Here is a 24,981-nt window from a genome sequence, read left to right on the forward strand (position 1 = left end):
CGCGACATGAGCACCGCGCGCGTGCGGCCGCGTCCTGATCGTTCAGCTTCCCGCAGGGAGCAGGGACCACGCACGCACCGCACACGCGCGTGCGGCCGCGTCGGCCGGGTGGCGGAGGTCGGCTTCCAGCCACCCTGCGGCCAGTTGTGCTCACGGCTCCGGCAGTTCCAGCATCTGGCTCGCCTCGGCCCTGCGTGCTTGTACGGTCTCGTCCGTGTCGTCGGCCCCTTCGTAGGCCGTCAGTACCGCACGCGCGCGTGCGGCCGCGTCGGCCGGGTGGCGGAGGTCGGCTTCCAGCCACCCTGCGGCCAGTTGTGCTCACGGCTCCGGCAGTTCCAGCATCTGGCTCGCCTCGGCCCTGCGTGCTTGTACGGTCTCGTCCGTGTCGTCGGCCCCTTCGTAGGCCGTCAGTACCGCACGCGCGCGTGCGGCCGCGTCGGCCGGGTGGCCGAGGTCGGCCTCCAGCCAGCCCGCGGCCAGCTCCGCCCCCGTGCGGCTGTGCAGGGCGTCGTCGCCGAGTGAGCCGAATACCGCGGCCGCCCGCTCCATCTGGGCCAGCGCCTCCTCGAACGCGGCCCGGATCAGCTCCTCCTCGGCCTCCTCGGACACCGAGCGGGCCAGCAGGTCGCCGAACTGACGGTGGGTGTGCCCGAGTTCGGCGAGCAGCCGCCCGCGCGTCTCCTCGTCGCCGGCCGCCGCCAGCGCCGTCGCGCACTCCTCGACCGCGCCCGTCATCAGCTCCCGCGCCCCGGCCGGCCCGGCCTCCGTGCGCAGCGCCAGCCATGCGCGGGCACGCAGCGAGCGGACGAGGCCGTGCACATTGCCGAGCGAGCGCCACAGGCCGCCCGCGCGCGCGTAGGCCCGGTCCGCCTCCTCCCGCAGCCCGGCCTGCCCGAGGGACTCGGCGGCGAGGTGGGCGAGCGTCGCGTGGTCCTGCTGCTCGGGCCAGTGCCGGGCAATCTCGGCCGCCCGCAGCCGGCGTTCGGCGGCGGCTCGGTGCTCGCCCAGCTCGCTCAGACAGTCACCGAGCCACCACTGCGTCTGCACGACCGCGCCGTCGCCGTGCGTGTCCGCGTCCAGGTCGGGCAGCGCCGACTCCAGCACCTCGGCGGCCTCGGCGAACCGCCCCTGCCGCAGCAGGAAGCCGCCCAGCTGGTGCCGCGCCCAGGCGCCCAGCGTCGCGCTCTCGCCCGCCTCGTCGGCCCAGTGCGCGGCCTGCAGGGCGTGCTCCGCGGCCTCCGGCACCGCACCCCGGCCGCCCACCACCTCGGCGAGCTGGAGGTGCAGCTGGGCCCGTCCGGTCGCCTCGATGTACGGCCCGCCGTGCTCCAGGGACGCCCGCAGCGCCCGCTCCGCCTCCGCCATGTCGCCGCCCTGGTGCGCGAGAGCGGCCACCCGCACCTCGTACTCCACGCAGAACCACGGCAGCCCGGCCTCCACGAACCCCCGCGCGGCCCGCCGGAACAGCTCCGCCGCGCGCTCCGCGTCCCCGGCGTGCTCGGCCAGCTCCGCGAGCATCGCCCGCCCCTCGGCGGCCCGGGAGGCCAGCCGCACGTCGTCGCCGATGTGCCCGTTCACCAGCGCCAGCAGCTCCCGTACGGCCTGCTCGGCCGCGGCGACGGCACCCGGGGCGTCCTCGTGCACCCGCCGCATCAGGATGCGCGCCCGCCCCATCAGCACGGCCGCCGTCTGCCGTACACCGGTGGCCTCGTCGGCGTACAGGGCGAGGACCTCGTCGTACGGCTCCGCGACCGCCGCCAGCGCCTCGTCGACCTGACCCGACAGGGCGCGTACGTACGCCGCACGCGTGCGTGCCGCCAGTGCCTCCCCGGGGTCGCCCGCCTCCGCGTACAGCCCGGCGGCCCGCTCGAAGAGGCCGACGCCGTCGGGGCCGCGGTCCATCGCCTCGTGGTCGGCGATCTCCGCGCGGTCCCGCGCGTCCAGTTCCACGCCCTCGGCGGCCCGCGCGACCGCCGCCCACGCCTCGATCGCGTGCGGCCTGAGAGCGTCCGACAGCCGACGGGCCTCGGCGAGCAGCGCGGGCAGGTCCGGCTCGCCCGCCGGGTCCGTGACGGGGGCGGGCGGGGGTGCCACGGGGGACTGCGCGGCGGCCGTCCGCACCCCCAGCGGCAGCCGCTCCACCAGCGGCCGCTGTGCCATGCGCGCGCGTACCCGCTCGCCGACGGACGGCGTGCCGTTGCGCCGGTCGAACCGCGCGGCCAGTTCCAGGGCCTCCCCGCGCGCGTGCGCGGCGAGCTCCCGGGCGGTCCACGCCCGCCCGGCCGGCCCCGGCACCCGCTGATCGCCGTGCCCGAGCCCGGTCATCCGGTCCATCAGCAGGGTCACCACGGCCATGAAGTCCAGCCGGCTGCGCGGCTGTCCCGAGTCCGTGAAGTACGCCGGCCGCTCCGCGAGCAGCTCCAGACCACGCGCCTCGTTGCCGGTCAGCGCGCAGAACTCCACATGGTCCGCGTACGCGCCGCGCATGCTCTCCATGGGCCGTACCAGCCGGAAACCGCGCAGATGGTGGGCGCGGGCCTCGTCCACGCGGCCCAGCCGCAGCAGCGGCACCAGCGAGGACGCGAGGACGGTGTGCGGCTCGTGGGCGCAGGTGTACTCGCCCTCCAGGACCGGCCGCCACAGTTCCAGCGCCTCGGCGTCCTGGCCCAGTTCCACCAGCCAGGTGCCCTGCCCGTGCAGCTCGCACGCATGGCAGTCCGCCATCCGGTCCCGGTCGGCGGCCAGCCAGGCGTCGTACGCCCGCCCCGCGCGGTCCAGGTCCCCGACGTGCGCCGCCACACTGAACTCGGCGCCGCGCACCGCCCGTTCCGAGTGCCCGGCCAGCCGGTAGCGGTGCTCCATCTCGCCGAGCCACTTCTCGATCGAGGCGAGCGGGATGTGCGGCTGGTCCAGCATCCCGGCCGACATCCACTTGAAGACCCAGTGCAGCGAGTGTGCCTCGTACTCGTCGAAGTCCTCGGGCCGCTCGTCCCACATGCGCAGCAGCCGCGCGAACGGGACGAACATCTTGTCCTTCTCGGAGCTGTAGTTGTAGACCTTCAGCTGGTGCCCGAGCGCCTCGATCACGGCGAGCGGGATGTTCAGCCGCTCGGCCTCGGCGAGCAGGCGCTCCGCGCGCGCGTTGCGGGCCGGACCCTCCGGCTGCTCGCCGTTCTCGGCCATCGCCCGGCGCAGCTCGTCGAAGTCCGTGATCCCGGTGTCGTCGGTCATCGGTGACCGTCCTCCCCGTGTGTGGCCCACTCCAGGAGGCCGATGAACGCCCGGTTCAGGAGCGCGGAGTCGGCGGGCCGCAGGGGACGCTGCGCCATCAGCAGCGCCTGCCCGTACAGCGACTCCGTCGCGGTGCCGATGAGCTCCGGTTCCGTCAGGGAACTGATGCGCCGGACCAGCGGGTTGAGATGGTTGAGAACCAGACGCGCGCGCGGGGCGCTGCCGCGCAGCGAGCCGAGGATGCCCGCCCACAGGTCGTCGGCCCGCTCCTCGGCCTCGGCCCGCGCCTGCTCGTGCCGGGCCGCCCGGTCGTCCAGGTGCAGCGCGGGCACGGACAGCGGATGGAAGGCGCGCAGTACGACGTCACAGCCCAGCGGGTCGAGCCTGGCCCGCGCGGCCGCCAGGAAGCCGGACAACGCCAGCTCCTCGGCCGGGTCGACCCCGTCCAGATGGGCGGTCACGGTGTCCGCGTCCAGCTCGGCGACCACCGTCCGGGGGCGCACCGACGGCAGCGCCTCGACCAGCTCGCTGTCGTAGGTGTAGCCGCCGTTGATCACCCCGACGCCCTGCGCGGACGCGATCGGCGCGACCTGCCGGTACTCCTCGACCGTCCGCGTGAAGTGCACCACCGGGTGCCGCTGCGCGAACTCCTCCAGGGACAGCCGCCCGTCGGTCGTCTCGAACGGCAGCCACGGCAGCATCGTGCGCAGCATCTCGCTGTCGTGCCGCGCCAGCGACTTCACGCCCAGGTGGTGCACCGACAGGAACGCGGACAGCCGTTCCGGATCGCCCGCCGCGAGCCCCGTCAGCCAGGAGCGAATCCTTTCGCCGAGCGCCTCCCGTACGGCGGCGAGGGTCTCGTCCTCGTACAGCGACTCGCGCGAGGCCGTGGGCCGCAGGCTGTCCGTGTCCAGGACGCAGCGCACGAAGAACGCCCAGTCCGGCAGCAGCTGTTCGGCGCGCTCGGTCAGCAACATGCCCTTCAGGTGCACGCGATGCGTGGCCCGCTGGGCGGGGCTGACCGCCGACGGCAGCACATAGGCCACCCCGCGGATCCCGGCCAGCGGCACGTTCAGCTCGATCGAGTCCAGCGGGGTGAAGCCGAACAGCTCGTGGCAGTGGCGGGCCAGGGCCACCCGGCGGCCGGCGGGTGAGGGGTAGGCGCGGTCCCAGGGCGCCGGAAGGTCGGTGACCGCCTCGTCGCCCACCCGGACGTCGTACGGCAGCAGCGACCCGAAGTCCCGCGCCAGGGTGCGGACACGCTCCGGCGAGAGCCACTCCGCGGCCCCGGCCCGCGCCACCAGGTGCACGGTCGTGCCCGGTTCGGGGCGTGCCTCGTCCGGCAGGGTCCGCACGGTGTACGAGCCGTCGTCGCGCGCGGTCCACTCCACGGGCGGGGCATCCGGCGTACGGGCACTGCGGCTGACGACCCGGATCCGCTCGGCGACCACGAAACAGGCGAGCAGCCCGATGCCGAACTGGCCCAGGAAGTCCGAACGGGCCTCCTGCAGCCCGTCCGCGCGCTTGGAGCTGCGGCCGATGGTCGCCAGCAGGCTGTGCACATCGGACTCGGTGAGCCCGACGCCGGAGTCCTCCACCCGGAGCGATCCGCCGTCCGCGTACAGCCGCACCCGGGCCGGGGCTTCGGGCTCCTCGGCCCGCCTTGCGGTGATGGCGTCCACGGCGTTCTGCAGCAGCTCGCGCAGGTAGACCTTGGGGCTGGAGTACAGGTGATGGGAGAGCAGGTCCACCAGACCACGCAGGTCGACCTGGAACGTATGAGGTGACTGTGATGCCTGGGATGACTGTGAGGTCTGGAAGTCCATCGTCGCAGCGCCGGTGGGGGAGGTGCTTCGGCGCGGGGTCGGGCGGTCCCTGGTGGAGCGGTGACCGCGGGGGATGGCCGGAGCGGGCTATCCTAGAGCCCGAACAGCCCGTCTGACCAGGGGTTTCACGAGACGTATACGGCAATGTCAGTGGCGTGGTGTGCAATGGATCTCGTGCCCGCACTGCAAGAACCACTGAAACAGCCACTGAAGTCAGTGCTCGGCCCCGCCACCGCGAAGGTGATGGCCGAGCATCTCGGCCTGCACTCCGTCGGCGACCTCCTGCACCACTACCCGCGCAGATACGAGGAGCGCGGCCAGCTCACCCACCTCGCCGACCTCCCCATGGACGAGCACGTCACGGTGGTCGCCCAGGTCGCCGACGCCCGCCTGCACTCCTTCGCCTCCGCCAAGGCCCCGCGCGGCAAGGGCCAGCGCCTGGAAGTCACCATCACGGACGGCAGCGGCCGCCTCCAACTGGTCTTCTTCGGCAACGGCGTTCACAAGCCCCACAAGGAGCTTCTGCCGGGCACACGCGCGATGTTCGCGGGCAAGGTCTCCGTGTTCAACCGCCGGCTCCAACTGGCTCATCCGGCCTATGAATTGCTGAAGGGAGACACCGAGGAAGCGGTGGAGACCTGGGCCGGAGCCCTCATCCCCATCTACCCCGCCACCGCCAAGCTGGAGTCCTGGAAGATCGGCAAGGCGATCCAGACGGTGCTGCTCAGCGCCCAGGAGGCCCTCGACCCGCTGCCCGACTCCCTGCGTGAGGGCCGCGGCCTGGTCTCCCTCCCCGAGGCCCTCCTCAAGATCCACCGCCCGCACACCAAGGCGGACATCGCCGACGCCCGCGCCCGCCTCAAGTGGGACGAGGCCTTCGTCCTCCAGATCGCCCTGGCCCGCCGCCGCCACGCCGACGCCCAACTCCCGGCGGTGCCCCGCAGACCGAAGAGCGACGGCCTCCTCACGGCCTTCGACGACCGCCTCCCGTTCACCCTCACCGAGGGCCAGCAGAAGGTCTCCAAGGAAATCTTCGACGACCTGGCGACGGAGCATCCGATGCACCGCCTGCTGCAGGGCGAGGTCGGCAGCGGAAAGACGATGGTGGCCCTGCGCGCCATGCTCGCCGTCGTCGACGCCGGTGGTCAGGCCGCCATGCTCGCGCCCACCGAAGTGCTCGCCCAGCAGCATCACCGGTCGGTCGTCGAGATGATGGGGGAGCTCGCCGAGGGCGGCATGCTGGGCGGGGCCGAGCAGGCCACCAAGGTGGTGCTGCTCACCGGATCCATGGGAGCGGCCGCACGCCGGCAGGCGCTGCTCGATCTCGTCACCGGGGAGGCCGGGATCGTGATCGGCACGCACGCGCTGATCGAGGACAAGGTGCGGTTCCACGACCTGGGGCTCGTCGTGGTCGACGAGCAGCACCGGTTCGGGGTCGAGCAGCGCGACGCCCTGCGCGGCAAGGCGCACTCCCAGGGGGAAAGGCGGACGCCGCACCTGCTCGTCATGACCGCCACGCCCATTCCGCGCACGGTCGCGATGACCGTCTTCGGCGACCTGGAGACCTCGGTCCTGGACCAGCTCCCGGCGGGGCGCTCGCCGATCGCCAGCCATGTCGTCCCGGCCGCCGACAAGCCGCACTTCCTGGCCCGCGCCTGGGAGCGGGTCCGCGAAGAGGTGGCGGGCGGGCATCAGGCGTACGTCGTCTGCCCCCGGATCGGGGACGAGGACGTGGACCCCAAGAAGAAGTCCCCGGAGGACGAGGCCGAGAAGCGCCCGCCGCTCGCCGTCCTCGACGTGGCCGACCAGTTGGCCAAGGGCCCGCTCACCGGCCTGAAGGTGGAGGTGCTGCACGGCCGTATGCACCCCGACGACAAGGACGCCGTCATGCGCCGCTTCGCGGCCGGGGAGACCGACGTCCTGGTCGCCACGACGGTGATCGAGGTCGGCGTCAACGTGCCGAACGCCACCGTGATGGTGATCATGGACGCCGACCGGTTCGGTGTGTCCCAGCTCCACCAGCTGCGCGGCCGCGTCGGCCGTGGCTCCGCCCCCGGCCTGTGTCTCCTGGTCACCGAGATGCCCGAGGCCAGTGCGGCCCGTCAGCGGCTGGGCGCGGTCGCCGCCACCCTCGACGGCTTCGAGCTCTCCCGCATCGACCTGGAACAGCGCCGCGAGGGCGACGTCCTGGGCCAGGCCCAGTCGGGCGCCCGCACCTCCCTGCGGGTCCTGGCGGTCATCGAGGACGAGGAGATCATCGCCGAGGCCCGCGAGGAGGCGGCATCGGTCGTCGCGGCCGACCCGGACCTGGAGCGGCTGCCGGGCCTGCGCACGGCCCTTGACGCATTGTTGGACGACGAGAGGGAGCAGTACTTGGAAAAGGGCTGAGCGGGGCCCGCCCAGGGGCGCGGGGCTGTATGGACTGTGCGGCTACCGCCGCGCGGGCGCGACCAGCCCCCGCACACCCGCACAGGCCGACGGTCATCACGCGCCCACCCCCTTCGCCTGCCAAACTGAACGCAAAGCCGTCCACGAACAAGGACCCCGAAATGACCCGCGTGATCGCCGGCGCAGCCGGTGGACGCCGCCTGGCCGTTCCGCCAGGAACTGGCACCCGCCCCACGTCCGACCGTGCGCGCGAGGGTCTCTTCTCCACCTGGCAGTCCCTGCTCGGCGGCCCCCTGGACGGCGAGCGGATTCTGGATCTCTACGCCGGCTCCGGGGCCGTGGGCCTGGAGGCCCTCTCCCGCGGCGCGAGCCACACCCTGCTCGTCGAGGCCGACGCGCGGGCGGCCCGTACGGTCCGCGAGAACGTACGCAGCCTCGGCCTCCCCGGCGCCGAGGTCAGGGCGGGCAAAGCGGAACAGATCATCAGGACACCGGCGCCGGCCGAGCCGTACGACATCGTCTTCCTCGATCCTCCCTACGCCGTCTCGGACGACGATCTTCGCGAGATTCTGCTCACACTCCGCACGGAGGGGTGGCTCACGGAGGAAGCCCTCGTCACCGTGGAGCGCAGCACCAGAGGCGGCGAATTCCGCTGGCCGGACGGTTTCGAAGCGCTCCGGGCCCGTCGCTATGGCGAGGGAACGTTTTGGTACGGTCGCGCCGCCTCTACGTGCGAAGACGCACGATGACCGGACCGGAGAGCGAGGGATCACAAGTGCGCCGCGCCGTCTGTCCCGGGTCGTTCGACCCCATCACCAACGGACACCTCGACATCATTTCCCGTGCCTCGCGCTTGTACGACGAGGTCTATGTGGCGGTCATGATCAACAAGTCCAAGAAGGGCCTGTTCGAGATCGACCAGCGGATCGACCTGATCCGCCAGGTCACCGCCGAGTACGGGAACGTCCGGGTCGAGGCCTTCCAGGGCCTCCTCGTGGACTTCTGCAAGCAGCGTGAGATCCCCGCCATCGTCAAGGGCCTGCGAGCCGTCAGCGACTTCGACTACGAGCTGCAGATGGCCCAGATGAACAACGGCCTCTCGGGCGTCGAGACCCTCTTCGTGCCCACCAACCCCACCTACAGCTTCCTGTCGTCCTCCCTGGTCAAGGAGGTCGCGACCTGGGGCGGCGACGTCTCCCACCTGGTCCCGCCGGTGGTCCTCCAGGCCCTCACCGAGCGCCTGAAGCAGGACTGAGGGCGCACAGCGAAATCCGCCGGATCCTGACAATCCATCACCCGGTGTCGGACGGTCGCCCCATGGCCGTACAGTCGTCCCGTCCGTCTCCAACACAGCTGTAGAGAGTGGCGAGCACAGGTGGACGTGCAGAAGAAGCTCGACGAGATCGTGGCCATGGTCTCCGGCGCCCGGGCCATGCCCATGTCGGCGTCGTGCGTGATCAACCGCGCCGACCTGCTCGCGATGCTCGCGGAGGTGCGCGAGGCCCTGCCCGGCTCCCTCGCGCAGGCCGAGGAGCTGATCGGCGGCCGCGAGCAGATGGTGGAGCAGGCCCGCCAGGAGGCCGAGCGGATCATCGGGCAGGCGCACGCCGAGCGCGGCTCGCTGATCTCGGACACCGAGGTCGCCCGCCGCTCCCAGGCCGAGGGCGACCGCATCCTGGCCGAGGCCCGCAAGGAGGCCGAGGACGTGCGCGTGGAGGCCGACGACTACGTCGATTCCAAGCTCGCCAACTTCGAGGTCGTCCTCACCAAGACCCTCGGCTCGGTCGGCCGCGGCCGCGAGAAGCTCCTCGGCACCGGCCCCGGCCTCGACGAGCAGGGCTACGAGGACGAGGACGCCCCCGAGCGCAGCCACGACCCGGAGACCCTGCGCCGCGACGCGGACGCCTATGTGGACGCGAAGCTGGGCGCCTTCGAGGCGGTCCTCGCCAAGACCCTGGAGGCCGTCGGCCGCGGCCGCCAGAAGCTGCACGGCCGGATCGCCTCCGACGACCTCGGCGCCCTCGCCGACGACAACACGACCTTCCAGCACTCCAGCGACTCCGACTACCTGGCCGACCTCGCGGCCCTCGCCGAGCAGGAGGAGGCCGCGGCCGAGCAGTCGGCGTCGCCGCAGCAGCCCGTGGCGCAGCAGTACGACCAGCAGCCGGCCTACGGCTATCAGCAGCAGGACGTCTACGGCGGCTACCAGCAGCAGGACTACGCCCAGCAGGACGCGTACGGCTATCAGCAGGCCGACCCGTACGCCCCCGCCCCCGGCTATGCCCCGGCGGAGGGCGCCTCCTTCCAGGGCTACGACGGCGGGCAGGCGGGCTACGACCAGCAGCAGGTCCCGCACCAGGGGCAGGTCCCGCACCAGGGGCAGCAGGGGCACCAGGGCTACTCGCTCGACGAGACCAGCCTCTTCGACACCAGCATGATCACGCCCGAGCAGCTGCGGGCCTACGAGCGGGAACGCGGCCTGTAGGGGGCGCCCCGGAACGCCCTCGCGGGCCGGGGGCACCCACCCGGATTGGGCCGAGAGCGAAAGGTCCAGTATCCTGGCTCTTCGGTCGCGTGTACGTCCGCGATCAGCGCTGCCCGGGAATACCGAAGGGCAGTGTCCCTCTGAGCTCAAAGATCGAAAGCAGGAATGGCCTCTAACGCCCGCCTCGACCACCGCAACCCTCTCGTGTTCGACACGCACGAGCTGGGGAGGCGTCCTGGTGCGCTGCAGCGGCTGACCCGCACGATCGACGCTCCCAAGGACTTCGGTATCAAGGGAGTCGTCGGAGTGCCGGAAGGCGCCCCGGTGGAGCTCGAACTCCGACTCGAGTCGGTCATGGAAGGTGTGCTCGTCACAGGCACCGCCCGTGCACAGGCCGAGGGGGAGTGCGTAAGGTGTCTGGAGCCGCTCGGGTACGAGCTCGAAGCGGACTTCCAGGAGATGTTCTCGTACCCTGACGCCGACGACCGGGGCCGCGTGATCGCGGAGCCGGGCGACGACGCCGAGGACGACGAGGACAGGCTCTTCCTCGAGGACGGACTGTTCGACCTCGAACCGGTGCTGCGCGATGCGGTGGTGCTCGCACTGCCGATGCAGCCGGTGTGCCAGGAAGACTGCCCAGGACTGTGCGCCGAGTGCGGGGCACGCCTTGCGGACGACCCGGACCACCATCACGACGCCGTCGACATCCGTTGGGCGGCTTTGCAGGGACTCGCCGGTTCCATGAAGGACGGCGAGAAGGACGAGATGAGCGGCGCTGACGCGGAAGCGGGCGTCGACGAGAAGCAGGAGAAGTAGCCGTGGCTGTTCCGAAGCGGAAGATGTCGCGCAGCAACACGCGCCACCGCCGGTCGCAGTGGAAGGCTGCGGTCCCCACCCTGGTTGCGTGCGAGCGCTGCCACGAGCCCAAGCAGCAGCACATCGCGTGCCCGTCTTGCGGCACCTACAACAAGCGCCAGGTCCTCGAAGTCTGAGTGGCTAGGTGAGAGGCACTGTGTCCAGTCCCAAGAAGGCGGAAGACGCCAAGGCGGACCCATCCGCCAAGAAGAAGACGGACAGCACGGCCTCGTCCCACACGCTTCTGGAAGGGCGGCTCGGCTACCGGCTCGAGTCCGCCCTTCTGGTGCGTGCGCTGACCCACCGCTCGTACGCGTACGAGAACGGCGGTCTGCCGACGAACGAGCGCCTGGAGTTCCTCGGGGACTCCGTGCTCGGCCTCGTCGTCACGGACACGCTGTACCGCACCCACCCCGACCTGCCCGAGGGCCAGCTGGCCAAGCTGCGGGCCGCGGTGGTGAACTCGCGTGCGCTCGCGGAGGTGGGCCGCGGTCTCGACCTGGGCTCCTTCATCCGGCTCGGCCGTGGTGAAGAGGGCACGGGCGGCCGGGACAAGGCGTCCATTCTGGCCGACACCCTGGAAGCGGTGATCGGCGCGGTCTATCTCGACCAGGGCCTCGACTCGGCGTCGGAGCTGGTGCACCGGCTCTTCGACCCGTTGATCGAGAAGTCCTCCAACCTCGGAGCCGGACTGGACTGGAAGACCAGTCTCCAGGAGCTCACCGCGACCGAGGGGCTCGGCGTGCCCGAGTACCTGGTCACGGAGACCGGCCCCGACCACGAGAAGACCTTCACTGCTGCCGCCCGCGTCGGAGGCGTCTCGTACGGCACCGGCACCGGCCGCAGCAAGAAGGAGGCGGAGCAGCAGGCCGCCGAGTCCGCCTGGCGGTCCATCCGGGCCGCGGCGGACGAGCGGGCCATGGCGGCAAAGGAGGCCAAGGAGGCCCTCGACTCCGCCATGGAGGCCGCCGGCGGCGACGCCGTACCGCCCTCCGCCTCCGCCTGACGAACAGAACAGCGCGACCCGAGCGCCCGCTCCCGCCCCGGGGGCGGGCGCTCGGCTCACATACGGTCCGTTACGGGGGTCACCATGCCCGAGTTGCCCGAGGTCGAGATCGTACGGCGTGGCCTGGAGCGGTGGGTCGCCCATCGCACCGTCGCCGACGCCGAGGTGCTCCACCCGCGCGCCGTACGCCGTCATGTGGCAGGTGCCGACGACTTCGCGCACCGTCTCAAGGGCCGTCGCATCGGCATCCCGAGCCGCCGTGGCAAGTACCTGTGGCTGCCCCTGGAGGACACGGACCAGTCCGTCCTGGCCCACCTCGGCATGAGCGGCCAGCTGCTGGTCCAGCCGCACGAGGCGGCGGACGAGAAGCACCTGCGCATCCGCATCCGCTTCGCGGACGAGGTGGACACGGAGCTGCGCTTCGTCGACCAACGCACCTTCGGCGGGCTGTCGTTGCACGACAACACCCCCGAGGGACTGCCCTCGGTCATCGCGCACATCGCCCGTGACCCCCTCGACCCGCTGTTCGACGACGAGGCCTTCCACCAGGCGCTGCGCCGCAAGCGGACCACCATCAAGCGGGCCCTGCTGGACCAGTCGTTGATCAGCGGAGTCGGCAACATCTACGCGGACGAGGCCCTGTGGCGGGCCCGGGTCCACTACGAGCGCCCGACCGCGGGCTTCACCCGCCCGCGCACCGCCGAACTCCTCGGCCATGTGCGGGACGTGATGAACGCGGCCCTGTCCGTCGGCGGCACCAGCTTCGACAGCCTGTACGTCAACGTCAACGGCGAGTCGGGCTACTTCGACCGCTCACTGGACGCGTACGGGCGTGAGGGCCTGCCGTGCAAGAGATGCGGCACCCCGATGCGCCGCCGCCCCTGGATGAACCGCTCCAGCTACTTCTGCCCGAAGTGCCAGCGGCCACCGCGTGTGCGGGCCGCCTGAACCGACCCGGCCGCTCACGGCTGCCGGGAGTCGTACTCCTGGCGGGCCCGGAGGACGTTGTCCATGGAGTCCTCGACGAAGTGGATGAGGCCCAGCAGCCGTTCGGCGATCTGATGGCCCAGGGGGGTCAGTTCGTAGTCCACGCGCGGTGGGTTCGTCGGCTGTGCCTCGCGGTGCACCAGACCGTCGCGCTCCAGCGCCTGCAGGGTCTGGGACAGCATCTTCTCGCTCACGCCGTCGACACGGCGGCGCAGTTCGTTGAAGCGCATCGAGCCCTCGTGCAGCGCGCCGAGCGTGAGGCCGCCCCAGCGGCCCGTGACGTGCTCCAGCGTGCCCCGCGACGGGCAGGCCTTGGCGAACACGTCGTAGGCGAGGTCCTGCTCCTCCGTGCGCTCCCCGGTGCTGTTCATGTCCCCAGCGTACTCGAACGCAGCGCCAACCGGCAGGTTGCGCTAACTCATGGTTAGTGCTTTCCTTTGCTCACCGCAGTTGAGCTGCCCATTCGAGGAGTACTCATCATGACCACCCCTGTTGTCTCCATCGCCTACCACTCCGGCTACGGCCACACCGCCGTACTCGCCGAGGCCGTCCGCGCCGGAGCGGCCGAGGCCGGAGCCGAGGTGCACCTGATCAAGGTCGACGAGATCACCGACGAGCAGTGGGCGGCCCTCGACGCCTCCGACGCGATCGTCTTCGGCTCGCCGACCTATATGGGCACGGCGTCCGGCGCCTTCCACGTCTTCGCGGAGGCGTCCTCGAAGCGCTGGTTCGGACAGGACTGGAAGGACAAGCTCGCCGCCGGCTTCACCAACTCAGGGTCCAAGAGCGGCGACAAGCTGCACACCCTGCAGTTCTTCCAGATCCTCGCCGCCCAGCACGGCATGAACTGGGTCAACCTCGGCCTGCACCCGGGCTGGAACAACAGCGCCGGCTCCGAGCACGACCTCAACCGCCTCGGCGTCTTCGCCGGTGCGGCCGCGCAGACCAACGTCGACGAGGGCCCGGAGGCCGTGCACAAGGCGGACGTGGCGACGGCCGAGCACCTGGGTCGCCGGGTCGCCGAGACGACGAGGGTGTTCCTTCAGGGACGCGCGACGGCCGCCTGAGCGACCGTCGTCAACGGCACCGGGGGCAGCGGGTCTAGTACCCGAAGTCCTGCGTCCACCAGGGACCGCCGGCGCCGAGGTGCACGCCGACGCCCAGGGTCTTGAAGTCGCAGTTCAGAATGTTGGCCCGGTGCCCCGGGCTGTTCATCCAGGCGTCCATGACCGCGGCCGCGTCGGCCTGGCCCCGGGCTATGTTCTCGCCGCCGAGACCGGTGATGCCGGCCTGGGCCGCCCGGTCCCACGGGGTCGCCCCGTCCGGGTCGGTGTGGTCGAAGAAGTCCCGCAGGGCCATGTCGTCGCTGAAGGCCTCGGCCAGCTTGGACAGCGAACTGTTCGCGGACACCGGGCTGCAGCCCACCTTCGCCCGCTCCTGGTTCACGAGCTTCAGCACATGTGCCTCCGCGGCGGCCGAGGCGGAGATCGTGACCGGCGACGACTTCTTCGGCGGGGCCTTCGGCGCCTTGTTCTGCGGCTTGCCCTTCGGCTTCTTCGACGGCGTGGTGGCCGACGGCTCAGCGGACGGCGGCTTCGTCGGCGTGGGCGCGGAGGACGCCGAGGCGGACGGCGTCGGCGCGACCGAGCGGCGGCGGCGCCGTGGCCCGTCGAGGAGCCGGCGGCCCCGCCGCCATCGCCGTTGTCGGCGGCGCCGGAGGTGCCGCCCTGCTCGGCGGCCGTGTTGCTGGGCGAGCCCGCGGCCTGCACGTTGTCACTGCCGGAGGTGCTGGTGGTGCCGCCGAGCCGGTAGTTGTCGAGGCCGGGCACCGCGCCCGTGGCCACCGCGACCGTGCCGAGGGCGACGGCGGCGGAGACCCCGAGCAGCCCCGTACGCACGGGCGTGGCGGCCTTCTTCTTGCGTCGGTGTCCGCGTTCCCGGGGGGCGAGTGCGGGGCTGAACCCGTCCGCGGGGAAGAGAGCCGTCTCCGTGACCGGCCCGTATCCGTCTTCCGTCGTGTACGGATCTGTCGAGTACGGATCCGTCGCGTACAGATACGCCGAGCTTCTCGCGTTGGTGTCGGCGTACGCCTCCGGGTTCAGATACGGAGCGATGCCCATGGTGGCGTGATCGCCCGCGTACGAGTCCTGCGGGTCGTGGCTCCCCGAGTACGAGCCGTGCGTCTGTGTGACCCCCGTGGCGCGGCTCGTGGCGGCGCGGCCGGCGGCGGAGCGTCGGTGGCGTCCCATGTCCTTGCCTTCCTCGTCTCGCGGTCAACCGCACCCATACGATCTTGTGGGCCAACCCAACTCACTCGATCGAGTGAGTTTCATATGAGATTCATTGGGTGGGGACGGTACCGCATGGCGCCAGAGGAAGAAGTGCCGCGAGTGACATTGGTTGGTTAGGTTGCAGCCATGAGCGAGGATGTGCGACTGGTCGCCTGGGTACGTGGCCGCGTCCAAGGTGTGGGTTTCCGCTGGTTCACGCGGGCCAAGGCGCTGGAGATCGGCGGCCTGAGTGGTTTTGCTCTCAATTTGGGCGATGGACGGGTCCAGGTGGTCGCCGAGGGCTCGCGCGAGGGATGCGAGGGACTCCTCGACTGGCTCCAGGGCAACGACACGCCCGGGCATGTGGACGGTGTCACCGAGATCTGGGACACACCCCGCGGCGGCTACGACGGCTTCGCCGTCCGCTGACCCCCTTCCGTAAAGCCCCGCAGGCCGAAGGGGAGGGGCATGCCACTGGCAGGTGCCCACAGCAGAAACCACCTGGTGGTTGCCAAGAACCGCTTGTCGTGGCAGGCTCCGCAGATACGGATCACCGCTACGCCCCGAGGGCCCCGCAGGACTCGCAGCGCCGCCGCTTCCCGGCCGCGCACGCCCGGGTTGCCCGCCAATACGGGGCGTGATCGTGTTGACCGTCAAACTTTTTGGTGAGACGCTGAAAGCCCCGCGCACCTTAGCTGTTTGGCATGTAGCAATGGCAGAGCAACACTCGAGTGTGTCAAGCACCGCGGGTGCGAATCCCTCACGACCCACACCGCTTCGGTCGGTCACTCAGTGTGGAGGACCATCCATCATGGCAAAGGCGCTTCTCGGTTACGTCGGCGGCTCCGACCCGCGACTCCTCGCCGAGATGCGACGGCTCCAGCAGCGCGTACAGGACCTGGAATCGGAGCTCGTACGAATCCAGGCGGAGAACGACGCGCTGACGGCTGCCGCTTCTCACGACAGGATCATGGAGAGCATCGACGCACACCAGGCGGAGCCTGCGCTCACCTGATCGCTGCATCGCTCCACGACAGCACACGCAGTGGTTGGGCTGCCCGTATCAACCGCTAAGTTGTCAGAGTTGCAAGGGACGCTTCGGCGTCCCTTCTTTCTTGCCCCCGTCTCTGTCTTTACCTACCCCGCGCATCCTTTCACCCTCTTTAACGTCTGATGTGCCCTGCATGTTCATGGGCGAAACCGCGGGGTTGCGAGGGTTCATGGAGTGAGATACCGGCGGAAGGTAGAGTCCAGCGGCGTGCACCTCAAGGCCCTGACCCTCCGCGGGTTCAAGTCGTTCGCCTCGGCGACCACACTCCGGTTCGAACCGGGGATCACGTGTGTCGTGGGACCGAACGGCTCGGGCAAGTCCAATGTCGTGGACGCGCTCAGCTGGGTCATGGGCGAACAGGGCGCCAAGTCGCTGCGCGGCGGCAAGATGGAGGACGTCATCTTCGCCGGCACCACCGGGCGTCCGCCGCTGGGCCGCGCCGAGGTGTCGCTGACCATCGACAACTCCGACGGGGCTCTCCCCATCGAGTACGCCGAGGTCACCATCACGCGGATCATGTTCCGCAACGGCGGCAGCGAGTACCAGATCAACGGCGACACCTGCCGTCTCCTCGACATCCAGGAACTCCTCTCGGACTCCGGCATCGGCCGCGAGATGCACGTCATCGTCGGCCAGGGCCAGCTCGACTCCGTCCTGCACGCCGACCCCATGGGCCGCCGCGCCTTCATCGAGGAGGCGGCCGGTGTCCTCAAGCACCGCAAGCGCAAGGAGAAGGCGCTGCGGAAGCTGGACGCGATGCAGGCCAACCTCGCGCGCGTGCAGGACCTCACCGACGAGCTGCGCAGGCAGCTCAAGCCGCTGGGACGTCAGGCCGCGGTCGCCCGACGGGCCGCCGTCATCCAGGCCGACCTGCGCGACGCCCGGCTGCGCCTGCTCGCCGATGACCTCGTACGGCTCCGGGAAGCCCTGAAGAGCGAGATCGCCGACGAGGCCGCGCTCAAGGAGCGCAAGGAGACCGCCGAACAGGAGCTGAAGAGGGCGCTCCAGCGCGAGGCGCTCCTGGAGGACGAGGTACGGCAACTCACGCCGCGCCTGCAGCGCGCCCAGCAGACCTGGTACGAACTCTCCCAGCTCGCCGAGCGCGTCCGCGGCACGATCTCGCTGGCCGACGCCCGGGTGAAGAGCGCCACCTCCGTGCCCGCCGAGGAACGGCGCGGCCGCGACCCCGAGGACATGGAGCGCGAGGCCGCCCGCATCCGCGAGCAGGAGGCCGAGCTGGAGGCCGCCCTGGAAGCGGCCCAGCGCGCGCTCGACGACACCGTCGCCCACCGCGCCGAACTGGAACGCGAACTGGCCCTCGAGGAACGGCGCCTCAAGGACGTCGCCCGTGCCATCGCCGACCGTCGTGAGGGCCTGGCCCGGCTGAACGGGCAGGTCAACGCGGCCCGTTCGCGTGCCGCGGCCGCCCAGTCCGAGATCGACCGGCTGGCCGCGGCACGGGACGAGGCCCAGGAGCGGGCCGTCGCCGCGCAGGAGGAGTACGAGGCACTGAAGGCCGAGGTCGACGGCCTCGACGCGGGCGACGCCGAACTCGGCGAGCGGCACGACACGGCCAAGCGGCAGCTCGCGGAGGCCGAGTCCGCCCTCACCGCCGCCCGCGAGGCCGTCACCGCGGCGGAGCGCCGACGTGCCGCGACCCAGGCCCGCCACGAGGCACTGTCCCTGGGCCTGCGGCGCAAGGACGGCACCGGCGTGCTGCTCGGCGCCAAGGACCGGCTCAGCGGCCTGCTCGGCCCGGCGGCCGAGCTGCTGACGGTGACCCCGGGCCACGAGGTCGCCCTGGCCGCCGCGTTCGGCGCTGCGGCGGACGCGATCGCGGTGACGACCCCGGCCTCGGCGGCCGAGGCAATCAGACTCCTCCGCAAACAGGACGCCGGCCGCGCGTCCCTCCTGCTGGCGGGAGCACCGGAGGACGTGGCGCCGAAGGGTAGGCCGGGCCGACCCGCCTCCCCGGAAGCCACGGGTACTCCCGGCCCCGTCGGGCTGAGCGCCGACGGGCCCGGACCGGGTGCCCACGGCGCGGCGAACCCGCGGCCACCTGCCGGCGCCGGGGACCCGGGCGTCGACTCCGGCTCCGGCTCCGGCCAGCTGAGCGTGGATGGGTCCGGTGCGGGTGCGGCGAGTGGGGCGGGTTCGTCGGATGGCGTGCGTGGCGCCGGAGCCCTGGCAGCCCCTGGCTCTGGCGAGCCGTGCGTGGGCGGGTTCGATCCGGGAGCCATGACCGGTGCGGCAGGTGGACCGGCCTCCCGGGCTGTCGCGGGCGACGGGACCGGTCGCTTCGGTACGGGTGCGCTGAGTGGGGCGGGTTCGCCGGATGGCGTGCGTGCCGCTGGGGCCCCCGGCTCCGGCGAGGCACGCGTGGGCGGGTTCGATCCGGGTGCCATGACCAGTACTGCGGGCGGAATGGGTGCCCCAGCCGACGTTCATGCCGTCGGCTCCGGTGGGCGGCAGGCGGGCGGCTTCCGTTCCGACGGGCACCCCTTCGCCGCCGACCTCGTCCGTGGTCCCGCCGATCTCATGCCTGCCGTACGGCGCCTGCTGCGCGGGATCGTCGTCGTAGGCACCCTCGAGGACGCCGAGGATCTCGTCTACGCCCACCCCGACCTCACCGCCGTCACCGCCGAAGGCGACCTGCTGGGGGCGCACTTCGCACACGGCGGGTCCGCGGGGGCGCCCAGTCTGCTCGAGGTGCAGGCGTCCGTGGACGAGGCCGCGGCCGAGCTGGCCGAGCTGGCCGTGCGCTGCGAGGAGCTGTCCGAGGCTCAGGGCCGGGCCGCCGAGCGGCGCGGGGAGTGTGCCGCGCTGGTCGAGGAGCTGGGGGAGCGGCGGCGGGCGGCCGACCGGGAGAAGTCGGCCGTCGCCCAGCAGCTCGGACGGCTCGCCGGGCAGGCGCGCGGTGCCGCGGGTGAGGCCGAGCGGTCCACCGCGGCGGCGGCACGCGCGCAGGAGGCGCTCGACAAGGCCGTACAGGACGCCGAGGAGCTCGCCGAACGGCTCGCCGTCGCCGAGGAGATGCCCATCGAGGAGGAGCCGGACACCTCGGCGCGCGACCGGCTCGCCGCCGACGGTGCCAACGCCCGGCAGACCGAGATGGAGGCCCGGCTCCAGGTGCGTACGCACGAGGAGCGGGTCAAGGGGCTCGCCGGGCGGGCCGACTCGCTCGACCGGGGCGCCCGCGCCGAACGCGAGGCACGCGCGCGTGCCGAGCAGCGGCGGGCGCGGCTGCGCCACGAGGCAGCCGTCGCGGAGGCGGTCGGCTCCGGTGCGCGGCAACTGCTCGCGCACGTCGAGGTGTCGCTGGGCCGGGCCGAGCGCGAGCGGGCCGCGGCCGAGGCCGCCAAGGCCCGCCGGGAGCAGGAACTGACCGCCGCCCGCGGCACCGGACGCGATCTCAAGGCGGAACTCGACAAGCTGACGGACTCGGTGCACCGCGGCGAGGTGCTCGGCGCCGAGAAGCGGCTGCGCATAGAGCAACTGGAGAGCAAGGCGCTGGAGGAGCTGGGCGTGGAGCCGGCCGGGCTCGTCTCCGAGTACGGCCCGCATCAGCTCGTACCGCCGTCCCCGCCCGCCGAGGGCGAGGTGCTGCCCGAGGACCCGGAGCACCCGCGCAACCGGCCGAGGCCCTTCGTGCGGGCCGAGCAGGAGAAGCGACTGAAGGCGGCCGAGCGGGCGTACCAGCAGCTCGGCAAGGTGAACCCGCTCGCCCTGGAGGAGTTCGCGGCCCTGGAGGAGCGGCACAAGTTCCTCAGCGAGCAACTGGAGGACCTGAAGAAGACCCGCGCCGACCTGCTTCAGGTGGTGAAGGAGGTCGACGAGCGCGTCGAGCAGGTCTTCACCGAGGCCTACCGGGACACGGCCCGGGAGTTCGAGGGCGTCTTCAGCCGCCTGTTCCCGGGCGGTGAGGGGCGGCTGATCCTGACCGACCCCGACAACATGCTGACCACCGGCGTCGACGTCGAGGCCCGGCCGCCGGGCAAGAAGGTCAAGCGGCTCTCCCTGCTCTCGGGCGGCGAGAGGTCGCTCACCGCCGTCGCGATGCTGGTGTCGATCTTCAAGGCCCGGCCGAGCCCGTTCTATGTCATGGACGAGGTCGAGGCCGCGCTCGACGACACCAACCTGCAGCGGCTGATCCGCATCATGCAGGAGCTGCAGGAGTCCTCGCAGCTGATCGTGATCACCCACCAGAAGCGGACCATGGAGGTCGCCGACGCGCTCTACGGCGTCTCCATGCAGGGTGACGGTGTGTCGAAGGTCATCTCGCAGCGTCTGCGCTAGACCGGTGCGGACTACGCGCATCACGACCTGCACTTCTTGATTTCTTTACTTCTTGAAGCCAACCTCGCCGGACTACGTTCTAAAGTCACATCACTAGCCCTATTGACTTCGATACTTGAAGGCATAGTCTCTGCAACGTTGCTTTTACCTTCAGGTTGAAGGGCTCACCCCACCCCGGCAGCGTTGCCGGGTGCCCGAGGAGTTTTGCGTGACCAGCACAGCGCAGGTACCCAAGTCAGGAGCCGGGACGGCTCAACCCGAACATCTCGGGCACGTCATCTTCATCGCGGCGGCGGCCGCGATGGGCGGTTTCCTCTTCGGCTACGACAGTTCCGTGATCAACGGCGCCGTCGAGGCCATCCGGGACCGCTACGGCATCGGCTCCGCGGCGCTGGCCCAGGTCATCGCCATCGCCCTGATCGGCTGTGCCATCGGTGCCGCGACGGCAGGCCGCATGGCCGACCGGATCGGCCGCATCCGCGTCATGCAGATCGCCGCCCTGCTGTTCACGGTCAGCGCCGTCGGCTCGGCCCTGCCCTTCTCGCTGTGGGACTTCGCCCTCTGGCGCGTCGTCGGCGGCTTCGCCATCGGCATGGCCTCGGTCATCGGCCCCGCCTACATAGCCGAGGTCGCCCCGCCGGCCTACCGCGGCCGCCTCGGTTCCTTCCAGCAGGCCGCGATCGTCATCGGCATCGCCATCTCGCAGCTGGTCAACTGGGGCCTGCTCAACGCCGCCGACGGCGACCAGCGCGGCCGTCTGATGGGCCTGGAGGCCTGGCAGGTCATGCTCGGCGTGATGGTCGTCCCGGCCGTCCTCTACGGTCTGCTCTCCTTCGCGATCCCCGAGTCCCCCCGCTTCCTGATCTCCGTCGGCAGGCGCGAGCGCGCCCGCGAGATCCTCGCCGAGGTCGAGGGCCGGGGCCGTGACCTCGATGCCAGGGTCGCCGAGATCGAGCAGGCCATGACCAGCGAGCACAGGTCCACCTTCAAGGACCTGCTCGGTGGCGGTTTCTTCTTCAAGCCGGTCGTCTGGGTCGGCATCGGCCTGTCGGTCTTCCAGCAGTTCGTCGGCATCAACGTCGCGTTCTACTACTCCTCGACGCTGTGGCAGTCGGTCGGCGTCGACCCGACGGACTCGTTCTTCTACTCCTTCACGACGTCGATCATCAACATCGTCGGCACCGTGATCGCGATGATCTTCGTGGACCGCGTCGGACGCAAGCCGCTCGCCCTCATCGGCTCCATCGGCATGGCCGTCGGTCTCGCGCTGGAGGCCTGGGCGTTCTCCTACGACCTGGTCGACGGCAGGCTGCCGGCCACCCAGGGCTGGATCGCCCTGATCGCCGCCCATGTCTTCGTCCTCTTCTTCGCCCTGTCCTGGGGTGTGGTCGTCTGGGTCATGCTCGGCGAGATGTTCCCGAACAAGATCCGCGCCGCCGCCCTGGGCGTGGCCGCCGCCGCGCAGTGGATCGCCAACTGGGCCATCACCGCGAGCTTCCCGTCCCTGGCCGACTGGAACCTCTCCGTCACCTACGTGATCTACACGGCCTTCGCGGCACTCTCCATCCCCTTTGTCCTGAAGTTCGTCAAGGAGACGAAGGGCAAGTCGCTGGAGGAGATGGGCTGACCCGCCCCACGGACTCGAGGAGAAGGGCCAAGTCCCCGCTGCCCCTCTCCTCGTACCCCTCCGCCGCCCCGGCCCGGCCACTGCCCGGACCGGGGCGGCGGTGTCATGTCCGGGGGTTCACCAGGTGTCACGTCCGGGGTCTCACCAGATCAGGACGCCGCCGCCGATCTCCAGGGCCCTGTGGGAGCTCTCCTCGATGATCCGCAACCTGACGTCGAGGTTGTCGCGGTGCTCTTCCAGTGTCCGGGGGCGCTCCGTGCCGACGGCGATCGCGTCCAGGTGGGTGCGCAGCGAGGCCACCTCACGCAGCAGGTCCGGCACCTCCCCGGCCTCGACGTAGAGATCGCCTTCGGCCAGCACGGGCAGGAAGCGGGCAGCCGGCGAGCGCACGAACTCCGATCCCCACACCGTCGTACGCCAGGACTCGAAGCCGCCGGAGTGGAACGCGTCGTCCGGCACGTCGAGGATCCGTATCCCACCGTCCGGCTCCCGGACGAACACTTCCACTGTCAGGCTCATGACCCCAGTGGATCACCGGCGGCCCCGACCGGACCACCGGATATCGCCGCCGGTCAGCCACCCACCGCCGGAACCACCCGCTCCGCGAACAGCCGCAGGCTCCGCCACCCCTCCTCCACCGGCATCCCGCCCGCCAGCGGATGGAGGACGAGGCTGTCCAGGCCCTGGGCCGCGCACTGCTGTGGGGTGAGGATCCGGTAGACGCCCTCGGCGCGCAGCTCGTCCACCGTCGTGGCCGCCGACCGCACCGCCGAGCGGATGTCACCGGACTGCCAGGAGGCGTACGTCCGGGCCTCGTGCAGGAAGTGCCGGCCGTACTCGGCCCACGTCCGGTCCGGATCCTCGGCTATGTGCAGGAGCGGGGTCTCGGCGGCGGGCATCATGGTCCAGCCCTCCGTGCCGTACTCGACGAGCCGCTCCTTGTAGTACGTCTCCAGCTCCGGCAGATGCGCGCTGGGGAAGAACGGCAGGCCGAACCGGGCGGCCCGGCGGGCGGCTGCCTTCGAGGAGCCGCCGACCAGCAGCAGGGGGTGCGGATCGGTGTACGGGCGCGGGGTGACCCGTACCGTACGGCCCCGGTACTCGAACTCCTCGCCGGTCCAGGCCTTCAGCAGGGTCTCCAGCAGCTCGTCCTGGAGCCTGCCGCGCCGCTTCCAGTCCACGTCGAACAGGGCGTACTCCTCGGGGCGGTACCCGATCCCGGCGACGGTGACCAGCCGCCCTCCGCTCAGCAGATCGAGCACGGCGATCTCCTCCGCGAGCCGCAGCGGGGTGTGGAGCGGGCCGATGATCGCCGAGACGGTGACCGCGATCCGCCGGGTCGCCCCGAACACCGCGCCCGCGAAGGCGAACGGCGACGGCAGCCAGTTGTTCTCGGCTCCGTGGTGCTCCTCGGTCTGCACGGTGGTGATGCCGTGCTCGTCGGCGTACGCGGCCATCTCCAGGGCGGCCCGGTAGCGGGCGGCGAGCGAGGCGGGGGTCGCGCCGGGTTCGACGAGATTGAAACGTACGACCGTGACGGGCATGGGACGTCCCCCTTCGCCGGGTGGGGTGTCGGCGAGGGAGGAGGTTAGCTGACGGTTCGTCAGATCACCATGGCGGTGGCGTGGGTATCGAGCCGCCCAGGCCGCCTTGGAGGAATCTACGAAAAAACCCTCCCGGCGGATCAAGGGCCCTGCTGGGGGAGGGATGGATACTGGACGCGTTATGGAAACCGTCATCCTTGCTGTAGTCATCGCCGTGGTGGTGCTCGCGGTGCTCGGCGGGCTCGTCGTCGGCAGCCGGCGCAAGAAGCAGCTGCCCCCGCCGCCCCCCGCCACGCCCGACATCACCGCACCTCCGGCCGAGCCGCACGTCGGCGACGAGGCCGAGACGCCGCGCGACGAACCGCGCCGGACGATAGAGGAGGTGGACCTCCCGGACGGCTCGGCCTCCGTCGCCGTCGAGGAACCCCCTGCCGCCGAAGCCGTCGAGGCTCCCGCGATCGAGATCCCGGAGCCCACCGCGGGACGTCTGGTGCGGCTGCGCGCCCGGCTCTCCCGCTCGCAGAACGCCCTCGGCAAGGGCCTGCTCACCCTGCTCTCCCGCGAGCACCTCGACGACGAGACGTGGGAGGAGATCGAGGACACGCTGCTCACCGCCGACGTCGGCGTCCAGCCCACCCAGGAGCTGGTCGAGGGCCTGCGGGAGCGCGTCAAGGTGCTCGGCACCCGCACCCCCACGGAGCTGCGCGGCCTGCTGCGCGACGAGCTCCTCAAACTGGTCGGCACCGATGTCGACCGCACCGTGAGGACCGAGCCCGAGGACCGCAAGCCCGGCATCGTGATGGTCGTCGGCGTCAACGGCACCGGCAAGACCACCACCACCGGCAAGCTCGCCCGGGTCCTGGTGGCCGACGGGCGCACCGTCGTGCTGGGCGCCGCCGACACCTTCCGTGCCGCCGCCGCCGACCAGCTGCAGACCTGGGGCGAGCGGGTCGGCGCCTACACCGTGCGCGGGCCGGAGGCAGGTGACCCCGCCTCCGTCGCCTTCGACGCGGTGAAGGAGGGCAAGGAGATGGGCGTCGACGTGGTGCTCATCGACACCGCCGGCCGGCTGCACACCAAGACCGGCCTCATGGACGAGCTGGGCAAGGTCAAGCGCGTCGTCGAGAAGCACGCCCCGCTCGACGAGGTGCTGCTCGTCCTCGACGCCACCACCGGCCAGAACGGCCTCGTCCAGGCCCGCGTCTTCGCCGAGGTCGTCGACATCACCGGCATCGTGCTGACCAAGCTGGACGGCACCGCCAAGGGTGGCATCGTGGTCGCGGTCCAGCGTGAGCTGGGTGTGCCGGTCAAGCTGATCGGTCTCGGCGAGGGGGCCGACGACCTGGCGCCGTTCGAGCCGGAGGCGTTCGTTGACGCCCTTATCGGGGAGTGAAGTCACCCACCGTATTCGCTAC

General features: G+C 71.2%; 19 protein-coding genes and 1 pseudogene. 14 read left to right on the forward strand and 6 right to left on the reverse strand.

Annotation, left to right across the window (positions count from 1 at the left end):
• Positions 1-318: 318 nt before the first annotated feature.
• Positions 319-3,231, reverse strand: coding sequence for a tetratricopeptide repeat protein (locus tag N8I87_RS28900; protein ID WP_263213151.1), 2,913 nt, complete (start codon positions 3,229-3,231; stop codon positions 319-321).
• Entirely contained in the window at positions 3,228-5,057 is a 1,830-nt protein-coding gene (locus N8I87_RS28905; protein WP_263213153.1) for an HSP90 family protein, read from the reverse strand. Before N8I87_RS28905 ends, N8I87_RS28900 begins: the two co-directional genes overlap by 4 nt.
• Positions 5,058-5,222: 165 nt before the next feature.
• On the opposite strand from N8I87_RS28905, the gene recG reads away from it, so the two are divergent.
• The 8 genes from recG to mutM all read left to right on the forward strand — a co-directional run bounded on the left by recG (position 5,223) and on the right by mutM (position 12,739).
• Complete coding sequence (gene recG, locus N8I87_RS28910; protein WP_263213154.1) at positions 5,223-7,445, forward strand: ATP-dependent DNA helicase RecG; 2,223 nt, start codon at positions 5,223-5,225, stop codon at positions 7,443-7,445.
• Positions 7,446-7,606: 161 nt separating this feature from the next.
• A complete protein-coding gene (gene rsmD / locus N8I87_RS28915) occupies positions 7,607-8,194 on the forward strand; it encodes a 16S rRNA (guanine(966)-N(2))-methyltransferase RsmD (protein ID WP_263213155.1) in 588 nt (195 codons plus the stop codon).
• 26 nt (positions 8,195-8,220) lie between these two features.
• Positions 8,221-8,700, forward strand: a complete 480-nt coding sequence (gene coaD / locus N8I87_RS28920) for a pantetheine-phosphate adenylyltransferase (protein ID WP_263213156.1) — start codon at positions 8,221-8,223, stop codon at positions 8,698-8,700.
• A 120-nt stretch (positions 8,701-8,820) separates the two neighbouring features.
• Positions 8,821-9,930 (forward strand): cell division initiation protein, encoded by a 1,110-nt coding sequence (locus N8I87_RS28925; protein WP_263213157.1) that lies wholly within the window; start codon positions 8,821-8,823, stop codon positions 9,928-9,930.
• Positions 9,931-10,095: 165 nt separating this feature from the next.
• A complete protein-coding gene (locus tag N8I87_RS28930; RefSeq protein ID WP_263213158.1) occupies positions 10,096-10,746 on the forward strand; it encodes a YceD family protein in 651 nt (216 codons plus the stop codon).
• Positions 10,747-10,748: 2 nt separating this feature from the next.
• The gene (gene rpmF / locus N8I87_RS28935) at positions 10,749-10,922 is read left to right on the forward strand and encodes a 50S ribosomal protein L32 (protein WP_003951102.1); all 174 of its coding nucleotides are present in this window, start codon (positions 10,749-10,751) and stop codon (positions 10,920-10,922) included.
• An 8-nt stretch (positions 10,923-10,930) separates the two neighbouring features.
• On the forward strand, positions 10,931-11,791 hold the full coding sequence (gene rnc, locus N8I87_RS28940) for a ribonuclease III (protein WP_263213166.1): 861 nt from the start codon (positions 10,931-10,933) through the stop codon (positions 11,789-11,791).
• 84 nt (positions 11,792-11,875) lie between these two features.
• Positions 11,876-12,739: a bifunctional DNA-formamidopyrimidine glycosylase/DNA-(apurinic or apyrimidinic site) lyase gene (mutM, locus tag N8I87_RS28945; protein WP_263213167.1), complete on the forward strand. Its 864-nt coding sequence runs from the start codon at positions 11,876-11,878 to the stop codon at positions 12,737-12,739.
• A gap of 14 nt (positions 12,740-12,753) precedes the next feature.
• On the opposite strand, the gene N8I87_RS28950 is transcribed toward mutM, so the two are convergent.
• Positions 12,754-13,149, reverse strand: coding sequence for a winged helix-turn-helix transcriptional regulator (locus tag N8I87_RS28950; RefSeq protein ID WP_263213168.1), 396 nt, complete (start codon positions 13,147-13,149; stop codon positions 12,754-12,756).
• Positions 13,150-13,257: 108 nt separating this feature from the next.
• On the opposite strand from N8I87_RS28950, the gene N8I87_RS28955 reads away from it, so the two are divergent.
• The gene (locus N8I87_RS28955; RefSeq protein WP_263213169.1) at positions 13,258-13,845 is read left to right on the forward strand and encodes a flavodoxin family protein; all 588 of its coding nucleotides are present in this window, start codon (positions 13,258-13,260) and stop codon (positions 13,843-13,845) included.
• Between the two features lie 34 nt (positions 13,846-13,879).
• On the opposite strand, the pseudogene N8I87_RS28960 reads toward N8I87_RS28955, so the two are convergent.
• A pseudogene (locus N8I87_RS28960) lies at positions 13,880-15,027 on the reverse strand (CAP domain-containing protein).
• 168 nt (positions 15,028-15,195) lie between these two features.
• Between N8I87_RS28960 and N8I87_RS28965 the strand changes: the two are divergent.
• The 4 genes from N8I87_RS28965 to N8I87_RS28980 all read left to right on the forward strand — a co-directional run bounded on the left by N8I87_RS28965 (position 15,196) and on the right by N8I87_RS28980 (position 22,022).
• Entirely contained in the window at positions 15,196-15,477 is a 282-nt protein-coding gene (locus tag N8I87_RS28965) for an acylphosphatase (protein ID WP_263213170.1), read from the forward strand.
• A 382-nt stretch (positions 15,478-15,859) separates the two neighbouring features.
• Positions 15,860-16,063, forward strand: a complete 204-nt coding sequence (locus N8I87_RS28970; RefSeq protein WP_058922942.1) for a hypothetical protein — start codon at positions 15,860-15,862, stop codon at positions 16,061-16,063.
• A gap of 243 nt (positions 16,064-16,306) precedes the next feature.
• The gene (locus tag N8I87_RS28975) at positions 16,307-20,395 is read left to right on the forward strand and encodes an AAA family ATPase (RefSeq protein ID WP_263213171.1); all 4,089 of its coding nucleotides are present in this window, start codon (positions 16,307-16,309) and stop codon (positions 20,393-20,395) included.
• A gap of 208 nt (positions 20,396-20,603) precedes the next feature.
• Entirely contained in the window at positions 20,604-22,022 is a 1,419-nt protein-coding gene (locus tag N8I87_RS28980) for a sugar porter family MFS transporter (RefSeq protein WP_263213172.1), read from the forward strand.
• 141 nt (positions 22,023-22,163) lie between these two features.
• Here N8I87_RS28980 and N8I87_RS28985 read toward each other — a convergent pair whose 3' ends face one another.
• Positions 22,164-22,541, reverse strand: coding sequence for a hypothetical protein (locus N8I87_RS28985; protein WP_263213173.1), 378 nt, complete (start codon positions 22,539-22,541; stop codon positions 22,164-22,166).
• A gap of 53 nt (positions 22,542-22,594) precedes the next feature.
• On the reverse strand, positions 22,595-23,566 hold the full coding sequence (locus N8I87_RS28990) for an LLM class flavin-dependent oxidoreductase (protein ID WP_263213174.1): 972 nt from the start codon (positions 23,564-23,566) through the stop codon (positions 22,595-22,597).
• Positions 23,567-23,747: 181 nt separating this feature from the next.
• Here N8I87_RS28990 and ftsY point away from each other — a divergent pair, with 181 nt between their 5' ends.
• Positions 23,748-24,959 (forward strand): signal recognition particle-docking protein FtsY, encoded by a 1,212-nt coding sequence (gene ftsY, locus N8I87_RS28995; protein WP_263213175.1) that lies wholly within the window; start codon positions 23,748-23,750, stop codon positions 24,957-24,959.
• The last annotated feature ends 22 nt before the right edge of the window (positions 24,960-24,981 follow it).

Source organism: Streptomyces sp. HUAS 15-9 (assembly GCF_025642155.1).
In the GTDB taxonomy this organism is placed as follows: Bacteria; Actinomycetota; Actinomycetes; order Streptomycetales; family Streptomycetaceae; genus Streptomyces.